Consider the following 25,197-nt stretch of genomic DNA (forward strand, 5'->3'; position numbering starts at 1 on the left):
CGCGCGGCCCCACCCCGGGAGGTATCCCCGACATGGCTGACAGCCGCACCCCTTCCGTCCTCATCATCGGCGGAGGCACCTCCGGAAACGCCCTGACCGCGCTGCTGCGCCGGGCCGGGATCGCCGTCGACCTCGTCGAGGCGAGTGCCGACTGGAAGGCCGCCGCCGGCTCGGGCATCACCCTTCAGGGCAACGCCCTGCGCGTGCTGCGCGAGGTCGGTGTCCTCGACGCGATCCAGAAGGAGGGCTACAAGGCGGAGGGCGTCGCCATCCTCGCCCCGGACGGCACCGTGCTGGCCGCCCACGAGGAGTTCCGCACCGGCGGCGACGACCTGCCCTCCCACATCGGCATGCAGCGCCCCCGGCTCCAGCAGCTCCTGATCGACGAGGTCCTCGCCTCGGGCGCCGACGTCCGCCTCGGCACCAGGGCCACCGCCTTCGACCAGGACGGCGAGGGCGTGGACGTCACCTTCACGGACGGCACGAGCCGCCGCTACGACCTGGTGGTCGGCGCCGACGGCCTCGGCTCCGCCACCCGCCGGATGATCGGCGTCACCGAGGAACCCCGCCCCACCGGCATGGGCATCTGGCGCGCCCCCGCGCCCCGGCCGGCCGCCGTCCGCCGCACCGAGATGGTCTACGGCGGCCGGTGTTTCATCGCCGGGTACTGCCCGACCAGCGAGGACACGGTCTACGCGTACCTCGTCGAGCCCGCCCGCGACCGGGCCGCGATCGACCCGTCGGCCTACGCCGACGAGATGCGGGCGCTCAGTGAGGGCTACGGCGGGGCCTGGGACGAGATCCGCCCGGCTCTCACCGATCCGGCGGTCGTCAACTACACCTGGTTCGACCGGCACTTGGTGGAGGGGCCCTGGCACCGCGGCCGGGTCGTGCTGGTCGGCGACGCAGCGCACTGCTGCCCTCCGACCCTCGCCCAGGGCGCCGCGATGTCCCTGGAGGACGCGCTCGTCCTCGCCGACCTGCTGACCGGCCTCGACGACTGGGCCTCGGCACCCCTCGACCGGATCCTGACCGACTACCACGCCCGGCGCCTGCCCCGCGTCCGTCTGGTCGTCGACGCCTCGGTCCAGCTCGGCCAGTGGCTGCTGGACGGGGTGCGCGACGCGGACGTGCCGGGCCTGATCCACCGCACCATGACCGTCCTCAAGGAACTCCCGTGACCACGACCGCACCCCGGCCCGCCACGATCGACGTCCACGCCCACCTCCTGCTCCCGGAGGTCGACGAGGCGGCCGCCGGTCATCCCGGGCTCGCCGAGGCCCGCGCCCTGGACGCCCGCCGCAACGGCCCCGCCGCCCTGGCGGTCAGCGGCCCCATGGTCGGCGCCCGCATACCGAGGCTGACGGACGCCGCCGTGCGCCTCGCGGCGATGGACGAACAGGGCGTGGACGTCCAGCTGATCAGCCCCTCCCCCTCGCACTACCACTACTGGGCGCCCCTCGAACTGGCCGCGACGATGGGCAGGTTGGCGAACACCGGCACCGCCGAGCACTGCGCCAAGGCCCCCGACCGCCTCCTCGGCCTCGGTCTCGTCCCACTCCAACACCCGGATCTCGCGGTCGAGTTGCTCGACCACGCGCTGGACCTGGGTCTCCGGGGCGTCGAGATCTCCTCGCACGCCCCCGGTCGCGAACTGTCGGACGAAGCGTACGAACCCTTCTGGTCCCGGGCGGAGGAGACGGGCGCCCTCGTCTTCCTGCACCCCTTCGGGTGCACGCTCGACGAACGCCTGGACCGGTGGTACCTGTCCAACACGGTCGGCCAGCCCACCGAGAACGCGATCGCGCTGTCGCACCTGATCTTCTCCGGCGTCCTGGACCGCCATCCGGGCCTGAAGCTGATCGCGGCGCACGGCGGCGGCTACCTGCCCACCCACATCGGCCGCTCCGACCACGCCTGGCGGGTCCGCCCCGACGCCCGGCGCTGCGCACGGGAGCCGAGCAGCTATCTGCGGCAGCTGTACTTCGACTCCCTCGTCCACGACCCGGCCGTGCTGCGCGCGCTGGTCGCCGCCGCCGGCGCCGACCGTGTCCTGCTCGGCTCCGACTTCCCCTTCGACATGGGCACGGACGATCCGCTGGGCGCACTGCGCGCGGCGGGCCTGCCCGACACCGACTTCGACGCCGTACGGGGCGGAAACGCGGCCGCCCTCCTCCGGAAGGACTGACATCATGCGTCTGCTCACCCACCTTCGGCATGTCGACCTCGCCGTGCCCGACTACGACAAGCAGCTCGACTTCTACGCCGGCGTCTGGGGCCTGACCAAGGTCGAGGAGGACTCCGGGATCTCCTTCCTGGCCGCCGAGGGCAGCCCCGAGCGCTATGTGATCCGGCTGCGCAAGGCGGCGGAGAAGCGCCTCGACCTGGTGTCCTACGGGGCGGCCTCGGCCGCCGACGTGGACACGCTCGCCGAGCAACTGCTGGCTGGAGGCGTGCAGTTGCTGTCACAGCCCGGCAAGGTCGACACCCCCGGAGGCGGCTACGGCTTCCGCTTCTTCGACGTCGACGGCCGCACCATCGAGGTCTCGGCGGACGTGGAGGTACGCCAGCACCGCAGGATCGAGGAGAAGGAGTCGATCCCGGTCAAGCTGTCCCACGTCGTGCTCAACTCCCCCGATCTGAACCGCACTCGGGAGTGGTACGAGACCCATCTGGGCTTCCGGCTCTCCGACACCCTCTCCGCACCCCACATGGGCGAGGTCATGCACTTCATGCGGATCAGCAACCAGCACCACTCGATGGCGATCGCGCAGGGCCCGCACACCGCGCTGCACCACGTCTCCTTCGAAATGCGCGGCATCGACGAGTACATGCGCGGCTCGGGCCGGGTGATGCGCTCGGGTGCCCGCAAGATCTGGGGTCCGGGCCGGCACATGGCGGGCGACAACACGTTCACGTACTTCCTCGACCCGCACGGCAACACCGTCGAGTACACGACCGAGTTGGAGAACCTCGACGAGGACACCTGGCACCCGCACGTCTACGACTTCTCGCAGCCCGAGGTCACCGACCAGTGGGGCACGGCCAATCCGATGAACGAACTGGTCGCCAAGGAGTCGTTCAACGACGTCGACCGCGGCTGCTTCGTCGCCCCGCCGGTCTGAGCCGACCCGTTCTGATCCGACCCTCCCGACAGGACCCCTTCCATGCGTTTCGCAAGCTACGAGTTCCGCGGCCGACGGCAGGTGGCCGTCGTCGAGGCGGACGGCACGCTGTACCCGCTGCCCGCCGTGCGCTCCCTGACCGGGCTGCTCGCCGAGACGGGCGGCCTGGACCGGCTGCTCGACGCGGGCGCGACCGCGCTCGACGTGCCGCCCGGCCCGCAGGTCTCCGAGGTACGGCTGCTGCCGCCTCTCCAGCCGCCCACCGTGCGGGACTTCGTGACCTTCGAGGAGCATGTGGAAGGGGTACGCAGGTCCGTCGACGGGAACGCGGGCGTGCCGGAGCAGTGGTACGCGGCGCCGACGTTCTACTTCGCCAACCCGTACGCGGTGTACGGCCCTTATGACGACATCCCGGTGCCGCCCGGGTCGGCCGTCCTCGACTTCGAGCTGGAGGTCGCCGCCGTGATCGGGCGGGAGGGGCGCGACCTCACCCCGGAGGAGGCCCGTGAGCACATCGTCGGCTACACGGTCTTCAACGACTGGTCCGCCCGGGATCTTCAGTCCGCCGAGATGAAGGTCAACCTCGGTCCGTGCAAGGGCAAGGACACCGCCACCACCCTCGGCCCGTACCTCGTCACGGCCGACGAGATGGAGCGGTACCGCGCCCCGGACGGCTTCCTGCGTCTCGCCCTCACCGCCTCGGTGAACGGCGAGGTGGTGGGCAAGGACCTCCTCTCCAACATGAGTTGGACCTTCGAGGAGATGACGGCGTACGCGTCGCGCGGCACCTGGGTGCGCCCAGGTGACGTCCTCGGCTCGGGCACCTGCGGCAACGGCGGCTGTCTGGCCGAGCTGTGGGGTGTGCGCGGCCGCCAGGACCCGCCACCCCTGAGGCCGGGTGACACGGTCACGCTCGCCGTCGAGGGCATCGGCACCGTCTCCAACACGGTCGTCGCCGGCGTCGCACCGGTGCCGCTCCCGGCCGGGCGGCGGCGGGGCCGGGAGCGGCCGTGAAGCGGCTGCTGGGCAAGGTGGTCGTGGTCACCGGCGCCGCCCGCGGCCAGGGTGCGGCGGAGGCGGAGGCCCTCACCCGGGAGGGCGCCCGGGTCATCGCCACCGACGTGACGGACGCCCCGGGCTGTCGCCGCCTCGACGTCACCAGCGAGAAGGAGTGGGCCGAACTCGCCGCCGACCTCGGGGAGTCGTACGGCCAGGTGCACGGCCTGGTCAACAACGCGGGCATCACCTGGCGCGCCCGGCTGGACGACGTACGCCCCGAGGACTTCGCGCGCGTGCACGCCGTGAACGTCACCGGACCGCTCCTCGGCATCCAGCACCTCACCCCGCTGATGCGGCCTGGCGCCTCGATCGTCAACGTCGGCTCCACCGCCGCCCTCACCGGTCACTACCCGGTGGCGTACACGGCGAGCAAGTGGGCGCTCAGAGGCCTGACGAAGGCGTCCGTCCTGGAGCTCGGCCCGCGGGGCATCCGGGTCAACGCCATCCATCCCGGGTTCATCGAGACCGAGATGACCGCGTCCGCCGCGCCCGCCTTCCGCGAGGCGAACCTCCGCGAGACGCCGCTCGGCCGCACCGGGACCGTCGAGGAGATCACCCCGCTCGTCGTGTTCCTCCTCTCCGACGCGGCGTCGTTCATCACCGGCGCCGAGATCCCGGTCGACGGCGGCCTCACCGCGCACGGCGGGGTCAAGTCGATCTCCGACGCCCTCAAGACGCACTGAAGCAGCAAGAACCGCACGATCGGAAAGGTCCCATGGACAAGGTCAGCGCGAGCGGCGCCGAGGCGGTCGCCGACATCCCCGACGGCGCGTCGCTGGCCGTCGGCGGCTTCGGCCTCAGCGGCGTCCCCGAGGTGCTCATCCAGGCCCTGCACGCCCAGGGTGCCCGCGGCCTGGAGGTCGTCTCGAACAACTGCGGCGTGGACGGCCGAGGCCTCGGCGTCCTGCTGGCCGCCGGCCGGATCGCCCGCGTGACGGGCTCCTACGTCGGCGAGAACAAGGAGTTCGCCCGCCAGTACCTCTCCGGCGAACTGGAGGTGGAGCTGGTGCCGCAGGGCACGCTGGCCGAGCGGCTGCGGGCCGGCGGCGCGGGCATCCCCGCGTTCTACACCCCGGCGGGCGTCGGCACCCAGGTCGCGAACGGCGGCCTGCCCTGGCGCCACGCGGCCGACGGCTCGGTGGCCGTCACGTCCCCCGCGAAGGAGATCCGCACCTTCCGGGGCCGCCCGCACGTCCTGGAGCACGGCATCACCACCGACTTCGCCCTCGTACGGGCCTGGCGCGGCGACCGCCACGGAAACCTGGTGTTCCGCAGGTCGGCCGCGAACTTCAACCCGCTCGCCGCCATGGCGGGCCGGATCACGGTCGCCGAGGTCGAAGAGCTCGTGGAACCGGGCGAGTTGAGCCCCGACGACGTGCACGTCCCCGGCGTCTTCGTCCAGCGGATGGTCGAGTTGACGGCACGTCAGGCCGCCGACAAGCAGGTGGAGAAGAGGACGGTACGAGCATGAGCTGGACCCGCGACCAGATGGCCGCCCGCGCCGCCGCCGAACTCGCCGACGGCTCCTACGTCAACCTCGGCATCGGCCTGCCCACCCTGATCCCCGGCCATCTCCCGCCCGGCGTCCAGGTCGTCCTGCACTCCGAGAACGGCATCCTCGGCACCGGCCCCTACCCCACGGAGGCCGAGGTCGACCCGGATCTCATCAACGCGGGCAAGGAGACCGTCACCGTGCTGCCGGGGGCGTCCTTCTTCGACTCGGCGCTCTCCTTCGGCATGATCCGCGGCGGCCACATCGACACCGCCGTCCTCGGCGCCATGCAGGTCTCCGCACACGGCGACCTCGCCAACTGGATGATCCCCGGCAAGATGGTCAAGGGCATGGGCGGCGCGATGGACCTCGTCCACGGCGCCCGCCGCGTCATCGTCCTCATGGAGCACACCGCCAAGGACGGCGCCCCGAAGATCGTCAAGGAGTGCACACTGCCGCTCACCGGGGAGCGCTGTGTGCAGCGGATCATCACCGACCTGGGCGTCCTCGACGTCACGCCCGACGGCCTCGTCCTCGTGGAGTGCGCGCCGGGCGTCACCGCCGAGGACATCGCCGAACGGACGGACGCCCCTGTGGCGCGCCCCGGGAGTCACGCGGCGGCGTAGCTCGACCGCCGCCTGCCCTCACGCGGCCGTGTAGCCCAACTGCCGCCTCATGTACGGGGTCATGAGGGTCTTCGCCTTGGCCAGTGTGGTCGTGCGGCCGCCGAGGACCGCGCTCTCGCCGCCCGGCACGGGCAGCATCGTCACCCCGTCGGCCGCACCGAAGGGCACGATGAGCGGGGTGCGGTGCACCGCCCGGTAGGACCGCGGCGTCTTGCTGTGCCTGCCCGAACTCCGCAGATAGGAACGGATGTTGTGGGCCGCCACCTCGGCCTGGGCGAGCGCGGCCGGGGTGACCTTGAGTTCGCCGACGTCGTTCACGTCCCCGACCGCGAACACGTCGGGGTGTCCCTCGACCTGGAGCATGGCGTCGACCTTGACGTGCCCCGTCCCGTTCAGCCAGGCGCCGTGTCCGGCCAGCCTCAGCCACAGCGTGTTGGGGGTGGTCCCGGTCGCCCAGAAGGAGGCGTCGGCTCCGAGGATCGTGCCGCGGGCGTCGCGGTAGGTCCCGAAGTCGTTGCCGGGCGACATGAAGGAGCCGAGGCGCACCTCCACCCCGTGGGACTCCAGCCAGGCGCGGGCCTTGTGACCGGCGCGAGCGCTGCCCGTGGAGTGCAGCAGCTCGGGGCCGGCGTGGGCGAGGGTGACCCGGGCGTCGGGGCGGGCCAGGCGGATCTCGGCGGCGAGCTCGACGCCGGAGGGGCCGCCGCCGACGACGAGGAGGTGCTGGGCCGTGGCGACCCTCCGCTGGTGCTCACCGAACGACTTGGCGGCCTCCTCGGCGGTGGTGCCGGAGAAGCGCGCGGGTTCGGGGTAGTCGGCTCCGGTGGCGATCACCAGCACGTCGTACGGCAGGCGTTCGCCCGTGGCCAGCTGCACCTCGCGCCCGTCGGTGTCGATGCGGACCGCCTTGCCGGTGACCACACGGCCGCGGGTCAGCAGGCGGTCGTACGGGATGAAGGGCGTCACCGTCCACTCGGGTCGCACGCCGGCCCGTAGCGAGGCAATGCGGTGGAAGAAGACCTCTTTGCGGTCGACGAGCGTGACCCGTGCCGTCGTGTCCAGTCGCTTGGCGAGGCGCACGCCCGCGTAACCGCCGCCGATCACCACTACGTTGCCGTCTTGCACAACGGGACTCCTGTGCCTGGGGGGAATGAGCGCGACGGTAACACTTGAAACCTAAAGCAATGGGCGGACCGTGTGCGAGTCCCGTGAAGGAAAGGCCCCGCACGGGCCCGGCGCGCTTCGCGTTCGCTACTTCCGGCCGACTCCCCCGTAGAAGCCGATCGAGGCGGCCTCGTCCGGCAGCGGGCCGTCGGGGCGCCAGAACGGGACCTGGGTCAGTCCGGGGTCGACGAGGTCGAAGCCGTCGAAGAGGCGCTCGACCTCGGCGTGGCTCCGCAGGTTCATGCTGGCCGTCGCGTTGTTGTAGACGGCCTGCGCGTCGCTGCGCTCGAAGAGGTCCCCGGTGGCGTGCGAGAGGACGAGGAAGCTGCCGTCCGGGAGCGCGTCCCGCAGGGTGGCGACGATCTCCGCCGGCTTCTCCGCGTCGGTCACGAAGTGCAGGATCGCGACGAGCAGCAGGGCGACCGGCTCGTCGAAGTCGATGATCCGCCGCACCTCGGGGTGGTCCACGACGCTGCGTGGATCGCGCAGGTCGGCGAGGACGATGCTCGTCTCCCCCGTGCGGCTGAGCAGCGCGTCGGCGTGCCGCTTCACGATCGGATCGTTGTCGACGTAGGCCACACGCACGTCGGCCGCCGCCTCGTGGGCGATCTCGTGCACGTTCGGCGAGGTGGGCAGGCCGGTGCCGATGTCGAGGATCTGCCGGACGCCCTCCCCGACGACGTACCGCACGGCCCGCCGCATGAAGTCCCGGTTGGCCCGCACACTGACCCGCGCCTCGGGCGCGACGGAGACGAGCCGCTCGCCGGCCTCCTCGTCCACCTCGTAGTGGTCCTTGCCGCCCAGCAGATAGTCGTAGATCCGGGCGGGGTGCGGCCTGCTGGTGTCGATCTCCCCGACGATGCCGTCCTGCGTCACGTTGCACTCCCCTTGCTGATCGACATGTGTGATCGACTGACGACAGTTTCACACATCAACTTCTGCGCGGCCTGCCGGAGTTCGCCGGCTGCCCGGGACGCCCGCCCGGCTCGCCGCCGGTTCGCCGGTGGTGGCGGGCTGGTCCTCTCCGCCGTCGGAGACGCCGCTGCGCCGAGCCGGGTGAGCCGCCGCGGGTGCGGGGGTGATTCCCGGCCCCGCACCTCACCGTCTGGGTGCGCGCGGGCCCGTGGTCGCGTACCTATGAAGGACACGCCTTCATGAGGACACCGTCCCCATGAAGGGCACCGCGTCGCCGCGACCGACGGAGAGCCATGACCGACGCAGACCCCCAGGGCCCCGGCCCGGCCGATCCCTCGGACCGTGCCGCCGCCCCCGCCGCTCCTCAGGCCCGTGCAGCCGCCCCCGCCACTCCCCAGGCCAGTGCAGCCGCCCTGCTGCGGCGCCCCAAGCTCTGGATCGTGCCCACCGTCCTGAGCGGACTGCTCGCCCTGCTGCTGTCCCTCCTCTACATGGGCGGCATCGTCAACCCGCAGGGCGAGCTCAAGAACCTGCCGATCGCCCTGGTCAACGGCGACACCGGCAAGCCGCTGCCCGGCCAGCAGCAGAACCTGGGCACGCAGATCACCCGGTCGATCCTCGCCGACACCTCGAACCACAAGGCCGAGTGGCGGCGGCTGAGCCCGGCCGAGGCCAAGGACCAGCTGGACTCCGGCAAGGTCTACGGCGCGCTCGTCATCCCCGCCGACTTCACGGACTCGGTCGCCGCGCTCACCACGACCGGCGCCGCCGAACGGCCGACGATCACCGTGCTCACCAACCCCGGCAAGGGCAGCCTCGGCTCGTCCCTCGCCAGTCAGATCAACACCCAGGCGGCGCACCAGGCCTCGCAGACCATCGGCGAACAGCTCGTCCAGGCGGCGCCACGGGCCACGGCCACGGACAAGCTGCTCCTCGCCGACCCCGTAGCCGTCGCCACCCAGGTCGGCCATCCCCTCGGCACCCACAGCGGGCTCGGGCTGACCGCGTTCTACTACACGCTGCTGCTGGTACTGGCCGGATTCATGGGCGCCAACGTCATCAGCAACGGCGTCGACACCTCGCTCGGCTACGCCGACAACGAGATCGGCCCCTGGCACACCCGGCTGCCCACGGTGCCCATCAGCCGCACCCAGACCCTGCTGCTGAAGATGGCGATGACCGCGGGCATCACCCTGATCACCGTCTCCCTGGTGATGCTGGCCTGCGTCACGCTCCTCGACATGGACGCGACCCATCTGCCGCTGCTGTGGATCTACTCGTACTGCGCGTCGCTGGCCGTCGGCATCGGTGTGCAGGCCATCAACGCCGCGTTCGGCGGCATCGGCCAGCTGGTCTCCATGTTCGTGTTCATCGTCCTGGGCCTGCCGTCCTCGGGCGCCACCGTCCCGCTCCAGGCGGTCCCCGGCTTCTACCGTTTCCTGTCCCACTTCGAGCCCATGCGCCAGCTCAGCGACGGCGTCCGCGCGATCCTCTACTTCGACGCGCGCGGGGACGCCGGCTTGAGCCGCTCCTGGCTGATGATCGCGATCGGCACCGCCGTGGGGCTGCTGTTCGGCTTCGCGATGACCCTCTACTACGACCGCAAGGGCCACAAACGCCTGACGCCGCAGCCCGCGTGAGCGGAGCCGCGGCGCCATGGGCCGAGTTACGCGGCGCCGAAGGCGGTGCGCAGGGTGGTGACGGCTTGGTTGATGGCGGCTTCGGCGGCGTGGGTGTCGCGCAGGGCGTTGAGCATGACGAAGTCGTGGATGATGCCCTGGTAGCGGACGGCGGTGACGGGGACGCCGGCGGTGCGGAGTTTGTTGGCGTAGGCCTCGCCCTCGTCGCGCAGGACGTCGGCCTCGCCGGTGATGACCAGGGCCGGGGGCAGGCCGGTGAGCTGGTCGGTGGTGGCGCGCAGCGGGGAGGCGGTGATCTGGGCGCGTTCGGCGGCGTCGGTCGTGTACTGGTCCCAGAACCACTGCATGGCGTCGCGGCGCAGGAAGTAGCCGGTGGCGAACTGGTGGTAGGAGGGGGTGTCGAAGTTCGCGTCGGTGACCGGGTAGAACAGCACCTGCTGCACCAGGGGGAGGGTGCCGCGCTGCTTGGCCATCAGGGTCAGGGCGGCGGCCATGTTGCCGCCCACCGAGTCCCCGGCCACCGCGATCCGGCCGGCGTCCAGGCCCTTGGAGGTGCCCTGTTCGGCGACCCATCGGGCGACGGCGTAGTTCTGCTCGATGGCGATGGGGTAGCGGGCTTCGGGGGAGAGGTCGTAGTCGGGGAAGACGACGGCGGCGTTCGCGCCGACGGCGAGTTCGCGGACCAGGCGGTCGTGGGTGTGGGCGTTGCCGAAGACCCAGCCCGCGCCGTGGATGTAGACGATCACGGGAAGGCTGCCGGTGGCGCCTTCGGGCTTGACGATGCGGGTGCGGACGCTGCCGGTGGGGCCGCCGGTGACGGTGATCCACTCCTCGTCGACGGCGGGCTTGGCGATGTCCCCGGACTGCACCTCGTCGACCGTCTTACGGCCCTCCACCGGGCCGAGATCGAAGAGATAGGGCGGGTTGGCGGTCGCCTCGGCGAAGGCCTGGGCGGCGGGTTCGAGGACGGGGCGGGGGCCGGTCTGGTCGGACATGGCGATCTCCTCGGAAGAGCGTGGCCGCGGGCAGGCTCCGTCGACGGGGTTCGCCGGAGCGGCGGCACATCACGAATGTAGCGCTCGATTAAGTCGCGCACAACTTAATCGAGATCGATTTCATACCTCGCGACTTTCTATGCCGCGATACGATCGAGAGGACTCGACCGCGTGATCGCACGAGATCGCACGAGACCACTCGATCAGCATGAGACGGAGGGAGCCCGGTCATGACCGCCGCCGAACCGAAGCAGGACGGTTCCCTGCTCCTCGACGACCAGCTCTGCTTCGCGCTGTACGCCGCCTCCCGCGCGGTCACCGCGCGCTACCGCCCGCTGCTCGACGAACTCCAGCTGACCTATCCGCAGTACCTGGTCATGCTCGTGCTGTGGGAGCAGGACTCGATCTCGGTCCGCGACCTCGGCGCGGCGCTCCAACTGGAGTCCAGCACCCTCTCCCCGCTGCTCAAGCGCCTGGAGGCAGGCGGTCTGCTCCGCCGGGAGCGGCGCCCGGAGGACGAGCGCTCGGTCGCGCTCACGCTCACCGAGGCGGGGGCGCGGCTGCGCGAGCGCGCCGCGACGGTGCCCCTCGCCATCGGGGACGCCATGGGCCTGACGCCCGAGCAGGACGCCACGGCCAAGCAGTTGCTCCGCCTGCTCACCGCCAACGTCAGCGAGCGCTGACCTCAGCCGCGGCTCATCCCTCCACCAGCCGGGCCAGATTGGCCAGCGCCATCCGGGTGCCTTCCTCGTTCTGGTCGGCGGGCACGGCGTCGGGAATCCCCTCGTGCAGCACGACGACCTCCGTGCCGCCGTCCACCTCGGTGAGCGTCGTCGTCATGGTCATCGTGCCGCGCAGGCCCGGGTCGCCGGTCTCGAACTCGAACTCCTCGACGACCAGTTCGTCCGGTACCAGCCTCAGGAACCTGCCGTGGTACGTGTCGGTGTGCGAGCCGGACTTGCCGGTGCCGGTCGGCAGGTCGTAGGTGAGCGAGATCCGGAACGCGCCGCCCTCACGCGGCTCGAAGGTGTGCACCTCGCTGCTCATCCCGTCGGGCACCCGCCACTTCGCGAGCGCGTCGGCGTCCACCAGCATCCGGTAGACGGCCGCGCGGGGCGCCTTCACGTGCCATGACATGCGCGTCGCGTACATGCGCTCACCCTGCTCCCGGCTGCAACCTTGTCGCAACCTCCCGTGTGCTGCGCTGGGTCGTATGGATGAGGAGATCCCGCGCGTCGAGCTCACCCCCGCCGCCGCCGACCTGCTGCGCAGGCTGCGCGAGGCCCACGGCCCGCTGATGTTCCACCAGTCCGGCGGCTGCTGCGACGGCAGCGCCCCGATGTGCTACCCGGAGGGCGAGTTCCGCACCGGCGGCTCGGACGTACTGCTCGCGGAGCTGGAGGTCGAGGGCGTCGCGGAGCCGGTGACGTTCTGGATGTCCCGCAGCCAGTACGCGGCCTGGAGCCACACCCGCCTGATCGTGGACGTCGTCGAGGGCCGCGGCAGCGGCTTCTCCCTGGAGGCGCCCGAGGGCGTACGGTTCCTGATCCGTTCACGCCTGGTCGCCCCCTAGTCACCCCCCGGACGGCCCTCGCCGTCTGGTGCACCCCTCTTGGGTCCTGGGACAGTTGACGGGACCTCAGGGGGGACTGTGACGCATCGCCGAACAAGGTTCCGGGCGGGCAGACGGGCACTGACGTTTCTCATGGCATTCGGCGCGCTGGCCGGTGCGGCCCTGACGGGGGCGGCACCGGCCGGTGCCGTGCGGGCCGCGGTCGTGCGGGTCGCGTCGGGTGTCACCTACCAGCAGTACGACGTCCAGGCGGCCAAGGGCCCGACCCGCATCCATGTGATCCGGGCCGACCTGCGCGATCCGAAGGTCCGTCTCGACCTGCTGTATCCGGGGGCGGTGGCCGCGCGGGCGCCGGTGTCCCAACTGGCGGACGCCCAGGGCGCGGTGGCGGGGGTCAACGGCGACTTCTTCAACATCACCGAGACCCAGCATCCCGGCGTCGAGGCGACCGGGGCGAGCGTGGGCCCGGCGATCGCGAGCGGGCGTGCCCTGAAGGCGGCGGTGCCGGACGGGCAGCGGTTCGGGCCCGCGCTGCCGCCCGGCACCTCGACGCGGGACGTGCTCGGCATGGGCGTCGACCGGAGGCTCCGGCTCGACGGCCTGACGCTGGCCGGGAGCGTCCGCGGCTGGAGCGGGCAACTGCCGCTGGGCGGGTTCAACCAGTACGCGCTGCCGGTGGGTTCGATCGGCGCCTACACCAGCGCCTGGGGCGGCGTCTCCCGGCTGCGCGCCACCTGCGGCACGGACACCGACCGGGCCGCCCCGTGCAGCACGGACACCTACGAGGTGACGATCCGCCACGGCCGGGTCACGGCGACGGCCGACACCCCGGGCAGCGGTCCCGTCGACGAAGGAACCACCGTCCTCGTCGGCCGGGAGGAGGGCGCGCAGCAGCTGCGCAAGCTGTCCGTGGGCGAAGCGGTACGGGTACGGCACCGGCTTGTTTCGGCCACGAGCCGGGTTCCGTACCGCTTCGCTGTCGGCGGCTTCCCGGTCCTGAGCGGCGGGGTGCCGCTGCCGGGCCTGGACGCCGCGACCTCGGCCGTACGGACCGCCGTGGGCGTCTCGGACGGTGGCCGGCGCCTGCTGCTGCTCGCGGTGGACGGGGCGCCGGAGTACCGCACCGGGCTGACGATCGCCGAAGTGGCGGACACCCTGCGGGGGTTGGGCGCGGTGGACGGCTTCAGCCTGGACGGCGGCGGCTCGTCCACGCTGGTCGCCCGCGACCCCGGCGCGACCGCCGTGACGGTACGCAACCACCCCACGGGTGGCGCGGAACGCCCCGTCCCGAACGGCATCGGGGTCTTCTCGGCGGGCTGAGGATCAGGGTCTGAGGCTGCTGACGATGTCCGCGGTGGCCGTCAGACCGCTGGTGATGGTGGGCGCGATGCTCGTTCCGGCCAGGAAGAACCCGAGCAGCGCGCACACCAGGGCGTGGGAGACCTTCAGCCCGCCGTTGCGCAGGAAGATCACCGCCAGGATCAGGAGCAGCAGCACCACTGAGATGGAAATCGCCATCGCCAACCTCCTCCGCCACGCCGTCCCGTCCGGTTCACGGCGTTCGGCCGCAAGTGTGGCGTAGCGGAGGGTTCGTCCGGGCGGCTGACCTGTCCGCCGAACGTGTGGTTTCCCGGCCTGAAGCCCGTCCGGCGGATCATGCCGGACCGGCCCTAGCGACGGGCGTCGAGGAAGGTCTCCAGGCCCGCCAGGTCGTCGGTGTTGAGGTAGTCGACGCCGGCGGCGAGGAGTTCACCCCACAGTGCGTCGCGGGCGGGTCCCGCCACGTCCGGGGTGGCCCAGAAGCGCACCTGCTGGCCGCGCGCGTGGGCGGCGTCGACGATGCCGCGCAGCTTCTGCCGCTCGGCCTCGGGGAAGGCGCCGACGCCCTGCCAGGTGAAGTTGAGCGTCCAGTTGTCGCTGATCAGCGAGATGAAGGAGGCGGGCGCCGAGGAGCCGAGGTCGGTGAGGCGGCCGTCGTAGAAGGCGCGCCGGACGGTCTGCGCCTCCATGGGCGTACGGGCCGCGCGGTCACCGGAGATGACGGCGGTGACCGGCCCGGGGAACACCCTGCCGTGGGCGTAGGTCGTGAACAGGTGCTTGTACCGCTGGAGATGGCGGTCCAGCTCCAGATACGTCGACGAGCCCTCGGTCTTGATGTCGATGAGCAGCTGCACCGGCCTGCGCCAACCCCGGTACACCGAGCCGTGGTTGGCCCTGACGATCCTGGCCAGCGGGTCCAGGTAGAGGGACTCCAGCGTGCGGCTCGGGTCGAGGTCGTCCACGGTGTGGCCGATGAGGAGCTGGTCGCCGACGAGGAAGATGTCGGCCTCGACGCTGCCGAAGCGGTGGTCGAGGGCGTCGAACAGCGGCCGGGGATGCTCGTAGTCGTTGTGGGCGTGGGCGCGCCACAACGGCCGCGGCCGGTGTTTCTGTTCGCCCGCGAGGGCCTGCGTGGCGGGCAGCGCGACCGCGCCCGCGAGGGCGGCGCCGATGGTGGTGAGGGCTCTGCGACGGGTGGTGAGGGCCATGTTCTGCCTCCCTTTGGGGCGGTACGAGACATGGGCGAGTATGCGGTCGCAGGCCCCCCAATAGGCATGCTCGTGACAGGAGTTGGCCGGACTGCCGCTGTGCGTTCACCGGCGCCGCGCGGGGCACACGAAAAAGCCCGCCCCAGGTGGGGCGGGCTTTGTTCGGTGAACGTCAGGGGGCTTGCAGGTCCACGAGTCCGGCCAGGGCCTCGCGGTGGACACCCGCCGTGCCGTAGGCGATCGAGTCGGACTTGGCCCGCTTGAGGTACAGGTGGATCGGGTGCTCCCATGTCATGCCGATACCGGCGTGCAGCTGGAGCGCCTCCTCGGCGGCGTGCACCGCGACGGGCGCCGCGTAGGCCTGGGCGACGGCGACCGCCACGTCGGCGTCCGTGCCGGTGGTGAGCGCGTCGGCGGCGTTGCGGGCGGCGGCCCGGAGGTTGACGACCTCCAGCCACAGCTGCGCGAGCCGGTGCTTGAGCGCCTGGAAGCCGCCGACGGGACGGTTGAACTGCTTGCGCTCCTTGAGATAGCGCACGGTCTCCGTCAACACCCAGTCCGCCAGCCCGAGTTGCTCGGAGGCGAGCAGCCCGGCACCGGTCCGCAGGGCGCGGCGTACGGCGGGCTCGGCGTCGCCGAGGAGCCTGCCGGGTGCCCCGTTCAAGGTCACGGTCGCGAGCGGCCGGGTCAGGTCGAAGGACACCTGCGGGGTGACGGTCGCGTCGGCGGCGTCGACCGCGTACAGCCCTCCATCGTCCGCGGGCACGAGCAGCACATCCGCGACCGCCGCGTCCGCGACACCGGTCAGCTCCCCGTGCAGGGCACCGCCTTCATGGCGTACGACCTTGTAGGCGCCGCCCGCGGCGACGTTCAGGGCGACGGCGAGGGCGCCGATCCTCCGCCCCGCCGCCAGCTCGGCGAGCAGGGCCTCGTCCCCGAGCTCCAGCAGGGCCTCGGTGGCGACGACCGCGCTGGTGAGATACGGGACGGGAGCCACCGCGCGCCCCAACTCCTCCAGCACCACGGCGACTTCGCGATGCGTGGCGCCCTGGCCGCCCTGTGCCTCCGGCACCAGCAGACCCGCGAGGCCCATGCCGTCGGTGAGCGCCTTCCAGGCGGCGAGGTCGTGCGGGGCGTCCGACTCGGTGCGGGCGATGACGCCGGGAGCGTCGCAGTGGTCGGCGAGCAGGTCCCGTACGGCGGACCGGAGCGCCTCTTCCTCCTCGGAGTACAGCAGGTCGCTCATCGGGCCAGGTCCTTCCATGCGACGTCCTTGTCGGTGCGCGGCTCGGACGGCAGGCCCAGGACGCGCTCGGCGACGATGTTCAGCAGGACCTCGCTGGTCCCGCCCTCGATGCTGTTGCCCTTGGAGCGGAGGTAGCGGTAGCCGGCGTCGCGGCCGACGAAGTCGACCAGCTCGGGCCGGCGCATGGTCCAGTCGTCGTACAACAGGCCTTCCTCGCCGCGGAGTTCGACCTCCAGACCGCTGATCTCCTGGTTGAGGCGGGCGAAGGCGAGCTTCATGCCGGCGCCCTCGGGGCCGGGCTGCCCCAGGGCGAGCTGCTGGCGCAGGCGTTCGCCGGTGAGGCGGGCGACCTCGGCCTCGACCCAGAGCTTGAGCAGCCGCTGGTGCAGGTCGTGGGTGCGCAGTTCGGGGCGCTCGCGCCAGGTCTTCGAGACCGGGCCGATCATGCCGCCCTCGCGGGGCAGCCGCATGCCGCCGATGGCGACGCGCTCGTTGTTGAGGGTGGTCTGCGCGACCTTCCAGCCGTCGCCGATCGCGCCGAGGCGGCGGGAGTCGGGGATGCGGACGTCGGTGAGGAAGACCTCGTTGAACTCGGCCTCGCCGGTGATCTGGCGCAGCGGCCGGACGTCCACGCCCGGGTCGGTCATGTCGCACAGGAAGTACGTGATGCCCGCGTGCTTGGGCACGTCCGGGTCGGTGCGGGCGATGAGGATGGCCCAGCGGGCGTTGTGCGCGCTGGACGTCCACACCTTCTGCCCGTTGACCACCCAGTCGCCGTCGCCCTCACGGACGGCACGGGTGCCGAGACCGGCCAGGTCGGAGCCGGCGCCGGGCTCGCTGAAGAGCTGGCACCAGACCTCCTCACCGGTCCACAGGGGCCGCAGATAGCGCTGCTTCTGCTCCTCGGTGCCGTACTTGAGGATGGTCGGCGCGGCCATGCCGAGGCCGATGCCGTTGCGCCGGGGGTCGTTGTCGGGGGCGCCCGCGGCCTCCAGCTCGGCGTCCACGACGGCCTGGAGGGAGCGTGCCGCGCCGAGGCCGCCGAGGCCCTCGGGGTAGTGCACCCACGCGAGGCCGGCGTCGAAGCGGGCCCGCAGGAAGTCCAGACGGTCGGTCGTGGCGGGCGGCTGGGCGGCCAGCAACTCCGCTGTGCGGCGCTTGAGTTCGGCTGCGTCGATCATGCGGCGGCTCCCTTGCCGAGGGTGGGGACGACGGCGACCCGGCCGGTGGTCACCCCGTCGCCGACACGCTGCACCGCGGCGGCGGCCTCCGTCAGCGGCACCCGCTCGCTGACCAGCGGCTTGATGGCGCCCCGGGCGGCGAGTTCGGTGAGCTGTTCGTGGCAGTGCTGGACCAGCTTGGGGTTCTTGGTGTTGTAGAGGCCCCAGTGCAGACCGAGGATCGAGTAGTTCTTCACCAGGGCGTGGTTGAGACCGGGGCTGGGGATGGTGCCGCTCGCGAAGCCGACGACCACGATCCGCCCCTCGAAGGCGACGACCTTGGTGGACTGGGTGTAGGCGTCGCCGCCGACCGGGTCGTAGATCACGTCGGCGCCCCGCCCGCCGGTGGCCTCCTTGACCGCGGCGACGACATCCTCCGCACGCCGGTCGATCACGACGTCGCAGCCCAACTCCCGGGCCACGGCGGCCTTGTCGGCTCCGCCGACGACACCGATGACCGTGGCGCCGGCCGCCTTGCCGAGCTGCACGGCGGCGCTGCCGACCCCGCCGGCGGCGGCGTGCACGAGCAGCGTCTCACCGGCCTCGATGCCGGCCCGCCGGTGCAGACCGAACCAGCCCGTCTGGTAGCCGATGTGCAGCGCGGCGGCCTCGGCGTCGTCCAGCGACTCGGGCGCGGGCAGCAAGGCGGCGGCGTCCGCGACGGCGTACTCGGCGAAACCGCCGTACGGCAGCGCGGGGTTGGCGAGCACCCGGCGCCCGTCCTCGGTCTCGCCGCAGATCTCCACGCCCGGCGTGAACGGCAGCGGCGGCCTGACCTGGTAGTGGCCGCGGCACATCAGCACGTCCGGGAAGTTGATGTTCGCGGCACGCACCTTCAACAGGACCTGGCCGTCGCCGGGTGTGGGCGTCTCGACGTCCGCGAGCCGCATCACCTCACCCGGCTCACCGTTCTCGTGCACTTGCCATGCCTGCATGCGATGCCTCCACGCGACTACGTCGTACGACCTGGGGTAGTCGCATACTAAGCGGTCGCTTGCCGTTCAGGGAACAGTAGCGTCCGTCACGACCGCCACGGCTTCACGACCGCCGCGGCTTCCCGACCGCTTCGGCTTCCCGACCGTTTCGGCTTCACCACCACCGCGGCCTCACGGCCGCTTCGGCTTCGCCCGTACGTGCATCCGCTCCCCCTGCGGCCCGAACAGACTCAGGAACTCCGCCGGCCCCTCCCCCGTGGACCCGAACCAGTGCGGCACCCGCGTGTCGAACTCGGCGGCCTCCCCCGCGCTCATCACCACGTCGTGCTCGCCGAGAACGACCCGCAGCCGCCCCGCCAGCACGTACAGCCACTCGTAACCCTCATGGGTACGCAGCTCGGGCTCCTCGGTGCGCTGGGGCACCAGCACCTTGTACGCCTGGAGGCCGCCGGGCTGCCGGGTCAGCGGCCAGTAGGTGCGCCCGTGCCGCACGAGCGGCGTGGCCCGCACCCGCGGATCGCCCACCGGCGGCGTCCCGACCAGCTCGTCCAGCGGCACCTGGTGCGCCTGCGCGATCGGCAGCAGCAGCTCCAGGCTGGGCTTGCGCAGCCCCGACTCCAGGCGGGACAGGGTGCTGACGGAGATGCCGGTCACCTCGGACAGCGCGGAGAGAGTCACCTCGCGCTCTTTACGGATCCGCCGCAGCCGCGGCCCCACGTCGGCGAGAACACCCTCTACTTCTTCAGCACTCATGCCCGTATTGCAGAATCGGCAAAGACGTTTGTCAATCCCGCACCGGCAGCGCGACCGTGGCGGCATGACTGACACCCACGCATACGAAGTGATCGTGATCGGTGGCGGCGCGGCCGGCCTCTCCGCGGCGCTGGTCCTGGGCCGCGCGAGGCGCCGGACGCTCGTCGTCGACGCGGGCGAGCCCCGCAACGCGCCGTCCGCCCACATGCAGGGCTATCTGACCCGGGACGGCATGTCCCCGGCCGAGTTCCTGGCGACCGGCCGCGAGGAGATCGCCCGGTACGGCGTCGAGCTGGTCCGGGACCGGGTGGTCGAGGTGGCCGAGGGATTCGCCGTGACCCTGGAGAGCGGTCGCACGCTCCAGGCCCGCCGCCTGGTCGTCGCCACCGGCCTCAAGGACGAGCTCCCGGCCGTCCCCGGCGTCGCCGAGCGCTTCGGCAAGGACGTCCTGCACTGCCCGTACTGCCACGGCTGGGAGGTCCGCGACCAGGCCTTCGGCGTCCTCGCGACGACCCCGCTGAGCGTGCACCAGGCGCTGATCGTGTCCCAGTGGTCGAAGGACGTGACGTTCTTCCTGCACACGGTCGCGGAGTCCGACCTGTCGGACGACGACCTGCGCAGGCTCGCGGCGGCGGGCGTGAAGGTGGTGCCGGGCGAGGTCGCGGGCCTGCGGGTCGAGGCCGACCGCCTGACGGGCGTACGCCTGACCGACGGCTCGGTACACGCACGTCAGGCGCTGTTCGTCGCGCCGCGCGCGGTTCCGCAGAACGGCCTCCTGGCCCAGCTCGGCGCCGAGCTGAACGAGACCCCGTTCGGCGCGTACCCCGTGGTCGACGCGACGGGGCAGACGACCGTCCCCGGCGTGTGGGCGGTGGGCAACGCGATGGGCTTCGCCGAGCAGGTGATCAACGCGGCGGCGGGCGGCTACCGGGCCGGGGCCACGATCAACGGGGAGCTGCTCATGACCGACCTCGACTCGGCCGTCCAGGTGTAGACCCGCCGCCTCCGGTGCACGATTGCTGCATGCTTCTTGCCCGGCTGGCCCAGGTGTCCCAGGAGGTCGCCGCGACCTCGGCACGGTCGAAGAAGATCGCGCTGCTCGCGGAGCTGTTCCGGGAGGCGGAGCCCGACGACGTGCCGATCGCCATCCCGTACCTCGCGGGACGGCTTCCCCAGGGGCGACTGGGGGTGGGCTGGAAGGTGTTGAGCCGTCCGGTCCCCCCGGCCGCCGAGCCGAGCCTCACCGTCGCCGCCGTGGACGCCCTGCTCACCGAGCTGGGCAAAGTGTCGGGCACCGGCTCCCAGGCCGAACGAGCGAGACTCGTGGGCGAGTTGATGGGCGCGGCCACCGAGCCGGAACAACGCTTCCTCCTCGGTCTGCTCAGCGGTGAGGTACGCCAGGGCGCCCTGGACGCCGTCGCCACCGAGGGCCTCGCCCAGGCCACCCAGACGCCGTCCGCCGACGTCCGCCGCGCGGTCATGCTCGCCGGTTCCCTCCAGACCGTCGCCGAGGCACTGCTCGCGGACGGCCCCGAGGCCCTCGACCGCTTCCGTCTCACCGTCGGCCGCCCGGTGCTGCCGATGCTGGCGCACAGCGCCACGTCCGTGGCCGAGGCGGTCGGGAAGCTCGGCGCGTGCGCGGTCGAGGAGAAGCTCGACGGCATCCGCGTCCAGGTGCACCGCGACGGCGACACCGTCCACGTGTACACCCGCACCCTCGACGACATCACCGACCGCCTCCCCGAACTGACGGCCGCGGCCCGCGAGTTGAGGGGTGACCGCTTCATCCTCGACGGCGAGGTCATCTCCTTCGACGCGGCCGGGCGGCCCCGCTCCTTCCAGGAGACGGCGGGCCGGGTCGGCTCCCGCGTGGACGTGGCCACGGCGGCCGAACAGGTCCCCGTCTCCCCCGTGTTCTTCGACGCCCTGTCGGTCGACGGCCACGACCTCCTGGACCTGCCCTTCGCGCAGCGGCACACGGAACTGGCCCGGCTCGTCCCCGAGCCGATGCGGGTGCGCCGGACGCTGGTGTCCGGGCCGGACGACGTCGGCGCGGCGGAGTCCTTCCTCGCCGAGACGCTGGAGCGCGGCCACGAGGGCGTGGTGGTGAAGTCCCTCGACGCCCCCTACAGCGCGGGCCGCCGTGGCGCGTCCTGGCTGAAGGTCAAGCCCGTCCACACCCTCGACCTGGTCGTCCTGGCCGCCGAGTGGGGTCACGGCCGGCGCACCGGCAAGCTGTCCAACCTGCACCTGGGAGCGCGGCGGGAGGACGGCTCGTACGCGATGCTCGGCAAGACCTTCAAGGGCATGACCGACGCGATGCTGACCTGGCAGACCGAGCGGCTCCAGGCACTGGCCACCGGCACCGACGGCTACGTGGTGACCGTACGTCCCGAGCTCGTCGTGGAGATCGCCTACGACGGTCTGCAGCGGTCCACCCGCTACCCGGCCGGCGTCACCCTGCGTTTCGCCCGCGTGGTCCGCTACCGCGAGGACAAGCGCCCGGAGGAGGCGGACACCGTGGAGACCCTGCTGGCCGCGCATCCCGAGGTGAAGCCGTGAGGACGAGCGCCGGTCTGCTGCTGTTCCGGCGCACCGAGGCCGGCATCGAGGTGCTCCTGGGCCACATGGGCGGCCCGTTCTTCGCCCGCCGGGACGCCGGGGCGTGGACGGTCCCCAAGGGCGAGTACGTGCCCGACGAGGAGCCGGCCTGGGAGGCCGCCCGGCGTGAGTTCCGGGAGGAGCTCGGGCTGGCGCCGCCGGACGGGGACGCCGTGCCGCTGGGCGAGGTCAGGCAGTCGGGCGGCAAGCTCGTCACCGTCTGGGCGATCGAGGCCGACCTCGACCCCGCGACCGTCGTCCCGGGCACGTTCCGGATGGAGTGGCCGCCGAAGTCGGGACGGCAGCAGGAGTTCCCGGAGCTGGACCGCGTGGCCTGGTTTCCCGTGGAGCGCGCCCGCGAGGTGATCGTCACGGCACAGGCCACGTTTCTCGACCGGCTGGCGGAGCACTCGCCCTGACACGTTGCGGCGGGGCCCGCCGCGCGGGAAGGTCGAAACACAGGTCCGCTCCCCCAGGAGGTCGGTCATGCCCATCGCGACGGTGAACCCGGCGAACGGCGAGACGCTCAAGACGTACGAGGCCATGGGCGCCGAGGAGATCGAGCGCCGGCTCCAGCTCGCGGAGGCCACCTTCCGCACCTACCGGACGACGCCGTTCGCCGAACGCGCCAAGCTGCTGCACCGGGCGGCGGAGCTGCTCGACGGCATGCAGCAGGACATCGGCCGGGTCATGACCACCGAGATGGGCAAGCCCGTCAAGCAGGCCCGCGCCGAGGCCGCCAAGTGCGCCAAGGCGATGCGCTGGTACGCCGAGCACGCCGAGTCGCTGCTGGCCGACGAGGAGCCCGCCGACGCCGACGTGAAGGACTCCGGCGCGTCCCGGGCCCTGGTGCGCTACCGCCCGCTGGGCCCGGTGCTCGCGGTGATGCCGTGGAACTTCCCGCTCTGGCAGGTCGTCCGGTTCGCCGCGCCCGCGTTGATGGCGGGCAACGTCGGCCTGCTCAAGCACGCCTCGAACGTCCCCCAGACCGCCCTGTTCCTGGAGGACCTGTTCCACCAGGCGGGCTACACCGAGGGCACCTTCCAGACCCTGCTCATCGGGTCCGGCGCGGTCGAGGAGATCCTGCGCGACGAGCGCGTCAAGGCGGCCACCCTCACCGGCAGTGAGCCCGCGGGCCGCTCGGTCGCCGCGACCTGCGGTGACATGGTGAAGAAGACGGTCCTCGAACTCGGCGGCAGTGACCCGTACGTCGTCATGCCGTCCGCGGACATCGACCGGGCGGCCGAGATCGCCGTGACGGCACGGGTGCAGAACAACGGCCAGTCGTGCATCGCCGCGAAGCGCTTCATCGTGCACGCCGACGTGTACGACGCCTTCGCCGAGAAGTTCGTGCGGGGCATGCAGACGCTGAAGGTCGGCGACCCGATGGACGAGGCCACCGACGTCGGCCCGCTCGCCACCGAGCAGGGACGCGCGGACCTGGAGGAACTCGTCGACGACGCGACCCGCAGCGGCGCACGGGTGCTCTGCGGCGGCGAGCGGCCCGAGGGCGACGGCTGGTACTACCGGCCGACCGTCCTCACCGACATCACCCGCGAGATGCGCATCCACCGTGAGGAGGCCTTCGGGCCGGTGGCCACGCTGTACCGGGTGCACGACCTCGACGAGGCGGTGCTGCTCGCCAACGACTCGCCGTTCGGCCTGAGTTCGAACGTGTGGACGCGGGACGAGGCCGAGGTCGACCGTTTCGTACGGGATCTCGAAGCCGGTGCCGTGTACGTCAACGGGATGACCGCGTCGCATCCGGCGTTCCCGTTCGGCGGCGTGAAGCGGTCCGGTTACGGGCGTGAGCTGTCCGGGCACGGAATCCGCGAGTTCTGCAACATCACGACGGTTTGGCACGGAGCGTGACGCTTGCGCGGCTAACATCCCCGGTGTGAACCGTGAAGTGACTCTGCCGCTGATCGTCGACGACCGGGGCACCTTGCAGGTGTCTGCGGCCGATGTGAGCAAGTTGTTGCGCACGGTCGGGGGGCGGTGGCTGCACCTTGTCGAGGCGGGCGAGGAGGGCCTCGACGAGGACACGGTGGCCGCGTTGACCATCGAATTGGCCAAGCTCGCCGATCGCATCGATGTGGCCTGCATTGCGCACAGTAGCGGCGGCGCGTCGTGAAGGTCGTTGCACCGGCCCCTGTTTGGAACCCGACCCGTCCCTGAAACGGAGTAACCCCGCGCGAAGTCGTCTGCCCCTCGGGTGATCGTGGACTGGACCACCCTCTGAGGCGAAAGCAGGCACGGATCATGGCGACTTTGTGCAGACCCTCGGTGTCCGTTCCAGAGCACGTGATCACGATGGAGGAGACGCTGGAGCTGGCGCGCTCCCGGCACTCGGACCATCCCCAACTGCCGCTGGCCCTCCGGCTGATCGAGAACACCGGGGTCCGCACACGGCACATCGTGCAGCCGATCGAGGAGACCCTGAAGCATCCCGGCTTCGAGGAGCGCAACAAGGTCTATGTGGCCGAGGCGAAGGCCAGGGTGCCGGCGGTGGTGCAACGAGCACTGGACGACGCCGAGGTCCTGGCATCTGACATCGATGTCATCATCTATGTCTCCTGCACGGGCTTCATGATGCCGTCGCTGACCGCCTGGCTGATCAACGAGATGGACTTCGACAGCACCACCCGGCAGATCCCCATAGCCCAGCTGGGCTGTGCGGCCGGCGGGGCGGCCATCAACCGGGCGCACGACTTCTGCACCGCCTACCCGGAGGCCAACGCGCTCATCGTGGCCTGCGAGTTCTGCTCGCTGTGCTACCAGCCCACCGACCTCGGCATCGGGAACCTGCTGTCCAACGGCCTGTTCGGCGACGGCATCGCGGCCGCCGTGGTGCGCGGCAAGGGCGGCGAGGGCATCGCCCTGGAGCGCAACGGCTCCTACCTGATCCCCAAGACCGAGGACTGGATCATGTACGACGTCCGGGCCACGGGCTTCCACTTCCAGCTGGACAAACGGGTGCCGGCCACCATGGAGCCGCTCGCGCCGGCGCTCCAGGAACTCGCCGGACGGCACGGCTGGGACGCCGCCGACCTGGACTTCTACATAGTCCACGCGGGTGGGCCCCGCATCCTCGACGACCTCAGCAAGTTCTTGCAGGTCGACCCGCACGCCTTCCGGTTCAGCCGGGCCACGCTCACCGAGTACGGGAACATCGCCAGCGCCGTCGTCCTGGACGCGCTGCGCCGGTTGTTCGACGCGGGCGGGGCACCCGACCGGGCGCGCGGGCTGCTCGCCGGGTTCGGGCCCGGCATCACCGCGGAAATGTCCCTGGGCCGCTGGCGGCGCACCGACGAGACGGACTGAC

Annotated in this window: 27 protein-coding genes; 17 read left to right on the forward strand and 10 right to left on the reverse strand. The window is 71.7% G+C overall.

Features of this window, described 5'->3' with window-relative positions:
• Positions 1-32: 32 nt before the first annotated feature.
• The 7 genes from EJC51_RS08340 to EJC51_RS08370 are packed head-to-tail and all read left to right on the forward strand — an operon-like array spanning position 33 to position 6,302.
• Positions 33-1,181 carry an FAD-dependent oxidoreductase gene (locus EJC51_RS08340; protein ID WP_126270472.1) on the forward strand — a complete coding sequence of 383 codons (1,149 nt, stop codon included), beginning with the start codon at positions 33-35 and terminating at the stop codon, positions 1,179-1,181.
• A complete protein-coding gene (locus tag EJC51_RS08345; RefSeq protein WP_126270473.1) occupies positions 1,178-2,188 on the forward strand; it encodes an amidohydrolase family protein in 1,011 nt (336 codons plus the stop codon). Before EJC51_RS08340 ends, EJC51_RS08345 begins: the two co-directional genes overlap by 4 nt.
• A gap of 4 nt (positions 2,189-2,192) precedes the next feature.
• Positions 2,193-3,125, forward strand: coding sequence for a VOC family protein (locus tag EJC51_RS08350; protein ID WP_126270474.1), 933 nt, complete (start codon positions 2,193-2,195; stop codon positions 3,123-3,125).
• 42 nt (positions 3,126-3,167) lie between these two features.
• Entirely contained in the window at positions 3,168-4,139 is a 972-nt protein-coding gene (locus EJC51_RS08355) for a fumarylacetoacetate hydrolase family protein (protein ID WP_126270475.1), read from the forward strand.
• A complete protein-coding gene (locus EJC51_RS08360) occupies positions 4,136-4,867 on the forward strand; it encodes an SDR family NAD(P)-dependent oxidoreductase (RefSeq protein ID WP_126270476.1) in 732 nt (243 codons plus the stop codon). Before EJC51_RS08355 ends, EJC51_RS08360 begins: the two co-directional genes overlap by 4 nt.
• Before the next feature lie 32 nt (positions 4,868-4,899).
• The gene (locus EJC51_RS08365) at positions 4,900-5,655 is read left to right on the forward strand and encodes a CoA transferase subunit A (protein WP_126270477.1); all 756 of its coding nucleotides are present in this window, start codon (positions 4,900-4,902) and stop codon (positions 5,653-5,655) included.
• A complete protein-coding gene (locus tag EJC51_RS08370; RefSeq protein WP_126270478.1) occupies positions 5,652-6,302 on the forward strand; it encodes a CoA transferase subunit B in 651 nt (216 codons plus the stop codon). The genes EJC51_RS08365 and EJC51_RS08370 overlap by 4 nt, the downstream gene beginning before the upstream one ends.
• An 18-nt stretch (positions 6,303-6,320) precedes the next feature.
• Here EJC51_RS08370 and EJC51_RS08375 read toward each other — a convergent pair whose 3' ends face one another.
• The gene (locus EJC51_RS08375) at positions 6,321-7,427 is read right to left on the reverse strand and encodes an NAD(P)/FAD-dependent oxidoreductase (protein WP_126270479.1); all 1,107 of its coding nucleotides are present in this window, start codon (positions 7,425-7,427) and stop codon (positions 6,321-6,323) included.
• A 126-nt stretch (positions 7,428-7,553) separates the two neighbouring features.
• On the reverse strand, positions 7,554-8,342 hold the full coding sequence (locus EJC51_RS08380) for an SAM-dependent methyltransferase (protein WP_126270480.1): 789 nt from the start codon (positions 8,340-8,342) through the stop codon (positions 7,554-7,556).
• Positions 8,343-8,674: 332 nt separating this feature from the next.
• On the opposite strand from EJC51_RS08380, the gene EJC51_RS08385 reads away from it, so the two are divergent.
• Positions 8,675-10,021, forward strand: coding sequence for a YhgE/Pip domain-containing protein (locus EJC51_RS08385; RefSeq protein ID WP_126270481.1), 1,347 nt, complete (start codon positions 8,675-8,677; stop codon positions 10,019-10,021).
• 26 nt (positions 10,022-10,047) lie between these two features.
• Here the strand turns inward: EJC51_RS08385 and EJC51_RS08390 are convergent, their stop codons facing one another.
• Positions 10,048-11,016: an alpha/beta hydrolase gene (locus EJC51_RS08390; RefSeq protein ID WP_126270482.1), complete on the reverse strand. Its 969-nt coding sequence runs from the start codon at positions 11,014-11,016 to the stop codon at positions 10,048-10,050.
• Positions 11,017-11,246: 230 nt separating this feature from the next.
• Between EJC51_RS08390 and EJC51_RS08395 the strand changes: the two genes are divergently transcribed.
• Entirely contained in the window at positions 11,247-11,699 is a 453-nt protein-coding gene (locus EJC51_RS08395) for a MarR family winged helix-turn-helix transcriptional regulator (RefSeq protein ID WP_207924935.1), read from the forward strand.
• Positions 11,700-11,712: 13 nt separating this feature from the next.
• On the opposite strand, the gene EJC51_RS08400 is transcribed toward EJC51_RS08395, so the two are convergent.
• Positions 11,713-12,168: an SRPBCC domain-containing protein gene (locus tag EJC51_RS08400; RefSeq protein WP_126270483.1), complete on the reverse strand. Its 456-nt coding sequence runs from the start codon at positions 12,166-12,168 to the stop codon at positions 11,713-11,715.
• A gap of 61 nt (positions 12,169-12,229) precedes the next feature.
• On the opposite strand from EJC51_RS08400, the gene EJC51_RS08405 reads away from it, so the two are divergent.
• Together EJC51_RS08405 and EJC51_RS08410 are read left to right on the forward strand one after the other, a co-directional pair.
• The gene (locus EJC51_RS08405) at positions 12,230-12,589 is read left to right on the forward strand and encodes a DUF779 domain-containing protein (RefSeq protein ID WP_126270484.1); all 360 of its coding nucleotides are present in this window, start codon (positions 12,230-12,232) and stop codon (positions 12,587-12,589) included.
• Positions 12,590-12,721: 132 nt separating this feature from the next.
• Positions 12,722-13,909: a phosphodiester glycosidase family protein gene (locus EJC51_RS08410; RefSeq protein WP_126270485.1), complete on the forward strand. Its 1,188-nt coding sequence runs from the start codon at positions 12,722-12,724 to the stop codon at positions 13,907-13,909.
• Positions 13,910-13,912: 3 nt separating this feature from the next.
• Here EJC51_RS08410 and EJC51_RS08415 read toward each other — a convergent pair whose 3' ends face one another.
• The 6 genes from EJC51_RS08415 to EJC51_RS08440 form a co-directional block, all read right to left on the reverse strand.
• Positions 13,913-14,107, reverse strand: coding sequence for a hypothetical protein (locus EJC51_RS08415; protein ID WP_126270486.1), 195 nt, complete (start codon positions 14,105-14,107; stop codon positions 13,913-13,915).
• A gap of 152 nt (positions 14,108-14,259) precedes the next feature.
• On the reverse strand, positions 14,260-15,117 hold the full coding sequence (locus EJC51_RS08420) for a phosphatidylinositol-specific phospholipase C/glycerophosphodiester phosphodiesterase family protein (RefSeq protein WP_126270487.1): 858 nt from the start codon (positions 15,115-15,117) through the stop codon (positions 14,260-14,262).
• Positions 15,118-15,289: 172 nt separating this feature from the next.
• Positions 15,290-16,363: an acyl-CoA dehydrogenase family protein gene (locus EJC51_RS08425; RefSeq protein WP_126270488.1), complete on the reverse strand. Its 1,074-nt coding sequence runs from the start codon at positions 16,361-16,363 to the stop codon at positions 15,290-15,292.
• Positions 16,360-17,544 (reverse strand): acyl-CoA dehydrogenase family protein, encoded by a 1,185-nt coding sequence (locus tag EJC51_RS08430; protein ID WP_126270489.1) that lies wholly within the window; start codon positions 17,542-17,544, stop codon positions 16,360-16,362. The genes EJC51_RS08425 and EJC51_RS08430 overlap by 4 nt, the downstream gene beginning before the upstream one ends.
• Positions 17,541-18,518, reverse strand: a complete 978-nt coding sequence (locus EJC51_RS08435; protein WP_126270490.1) for an NADPH:quinone oxidoreductase family protein — start codon at positions 18,516-18,518, stop codon at positions 17,541-17,543. Before EJC51_RS08435 ends, EJC51_RS08430 begins: the two co-directional genes overlap by 4 nt.
• A 171-nt stretch (positions 18,519-18,689) precedes the next feature.
• The gene (locus EJC51_RS08440; protein WP_126270491.1) at positions 18,690-19,271 is read right to left on the reverse strand and encodes a helix-turn-helix domain-containing protein; all 582 of its coding nucleotides are present in this window, start codon (positions 19,269-19,271) and stop codon (positions 18,690-18,692) included.
• A gap of 64 nt (positions 19,272-19,335) precedes the next feature.
• Here EJC51_RS08440 and EJC51_RS08445 point away from each other — a divergent pair, with 64 nt between their 5' ends.
• The 6 genes from EJC51_RS08445 (at position 19,336) to EJC51_RS08470 (ending at position 25,196) form a co-directional block, all read left to right on the forward strand.
• The gene (locus EJC51_RS08445; RefSeq protein WP_126270492.1) at positions 19,336-20,265 is read left to right on the forward strand and encodes an NAD(P)/FAD-dependent oxidoreductase; all 930 of its coding nucleotides are present in this window, start codon (positions 19,336-19,338) and stop codon (positions 20,263-20,265) included.
• A 29-nt stretch (positions 20,266-20,294) separates the two neighbouring features.
• Positions 20,295-21,833 (forward strand): ATP-dependent DNA ligase, encoded by a 1,539-nt coding sequence (locus EJC51_RS08450; protein WP_126270493.1) that lies wholly within the window; start codon positions 20,295-20,297, stop codon positions 21,831-21,833.
• Positions 21,830-22,291, forward strand: coding sequence for an NUDIX hydrolase (locus EJC51_RS08455; protein ID WP_126270494.1), 462 nt, complete (start codon positions 21,830-21,832; stop codon positions 22,289-22,291). The genes EJC51_RS08450 and EJC51_RS08455 overlap by 4 nt, the downstream gene beginning before the upstream one ends.
• A gap of 67 nt (positions 22,292-22,358) precedes the next feature.
• Entirely contained in the window at positions 22,359-23,744 is a 1,386-nt protein-coding gene (locus tag EJC51_RS08460) for an NADP-dependent succinic semialdehyde dehydrogenase (protein ID WP_126270495.1), read from the forward strand.
• Positions 23,745-23,769: 25 nt separating this feature from the next.
• A complete protein-coding gene (locus tag EJC51_RS08465; RefSeq protein WP_126270496.1) occupies positions 23,770-24,006 on the forward strand; it encodes a DUF6213 family protein in 237 nt (78 codons plus the stop codon).
• Positions 24,007-24,110: 104 nt separating this feature from the next.
• On the forward strand, positions 24,111-25,196 hold the full coding sequence (locus EJC51_RS08470; protein ID WP_279631431.1) for a type III polyketide synthase: 1,086 nt from the start codon (positions 24,111-24,113) through the stop codon (positions 25,194-25,196).
• The last annotated feature ends 1 nt before the right edge of the window (position 25,197 follow it).

This window comes from Streptomyces aquilus, from assembly GCF_003955715.1.
GTDB lineage: Bacteria > Actinomycetota > Actinomycetes > Streptomycetales > Streptomycetaceae > Streptomyces > Streptomyces aquilus.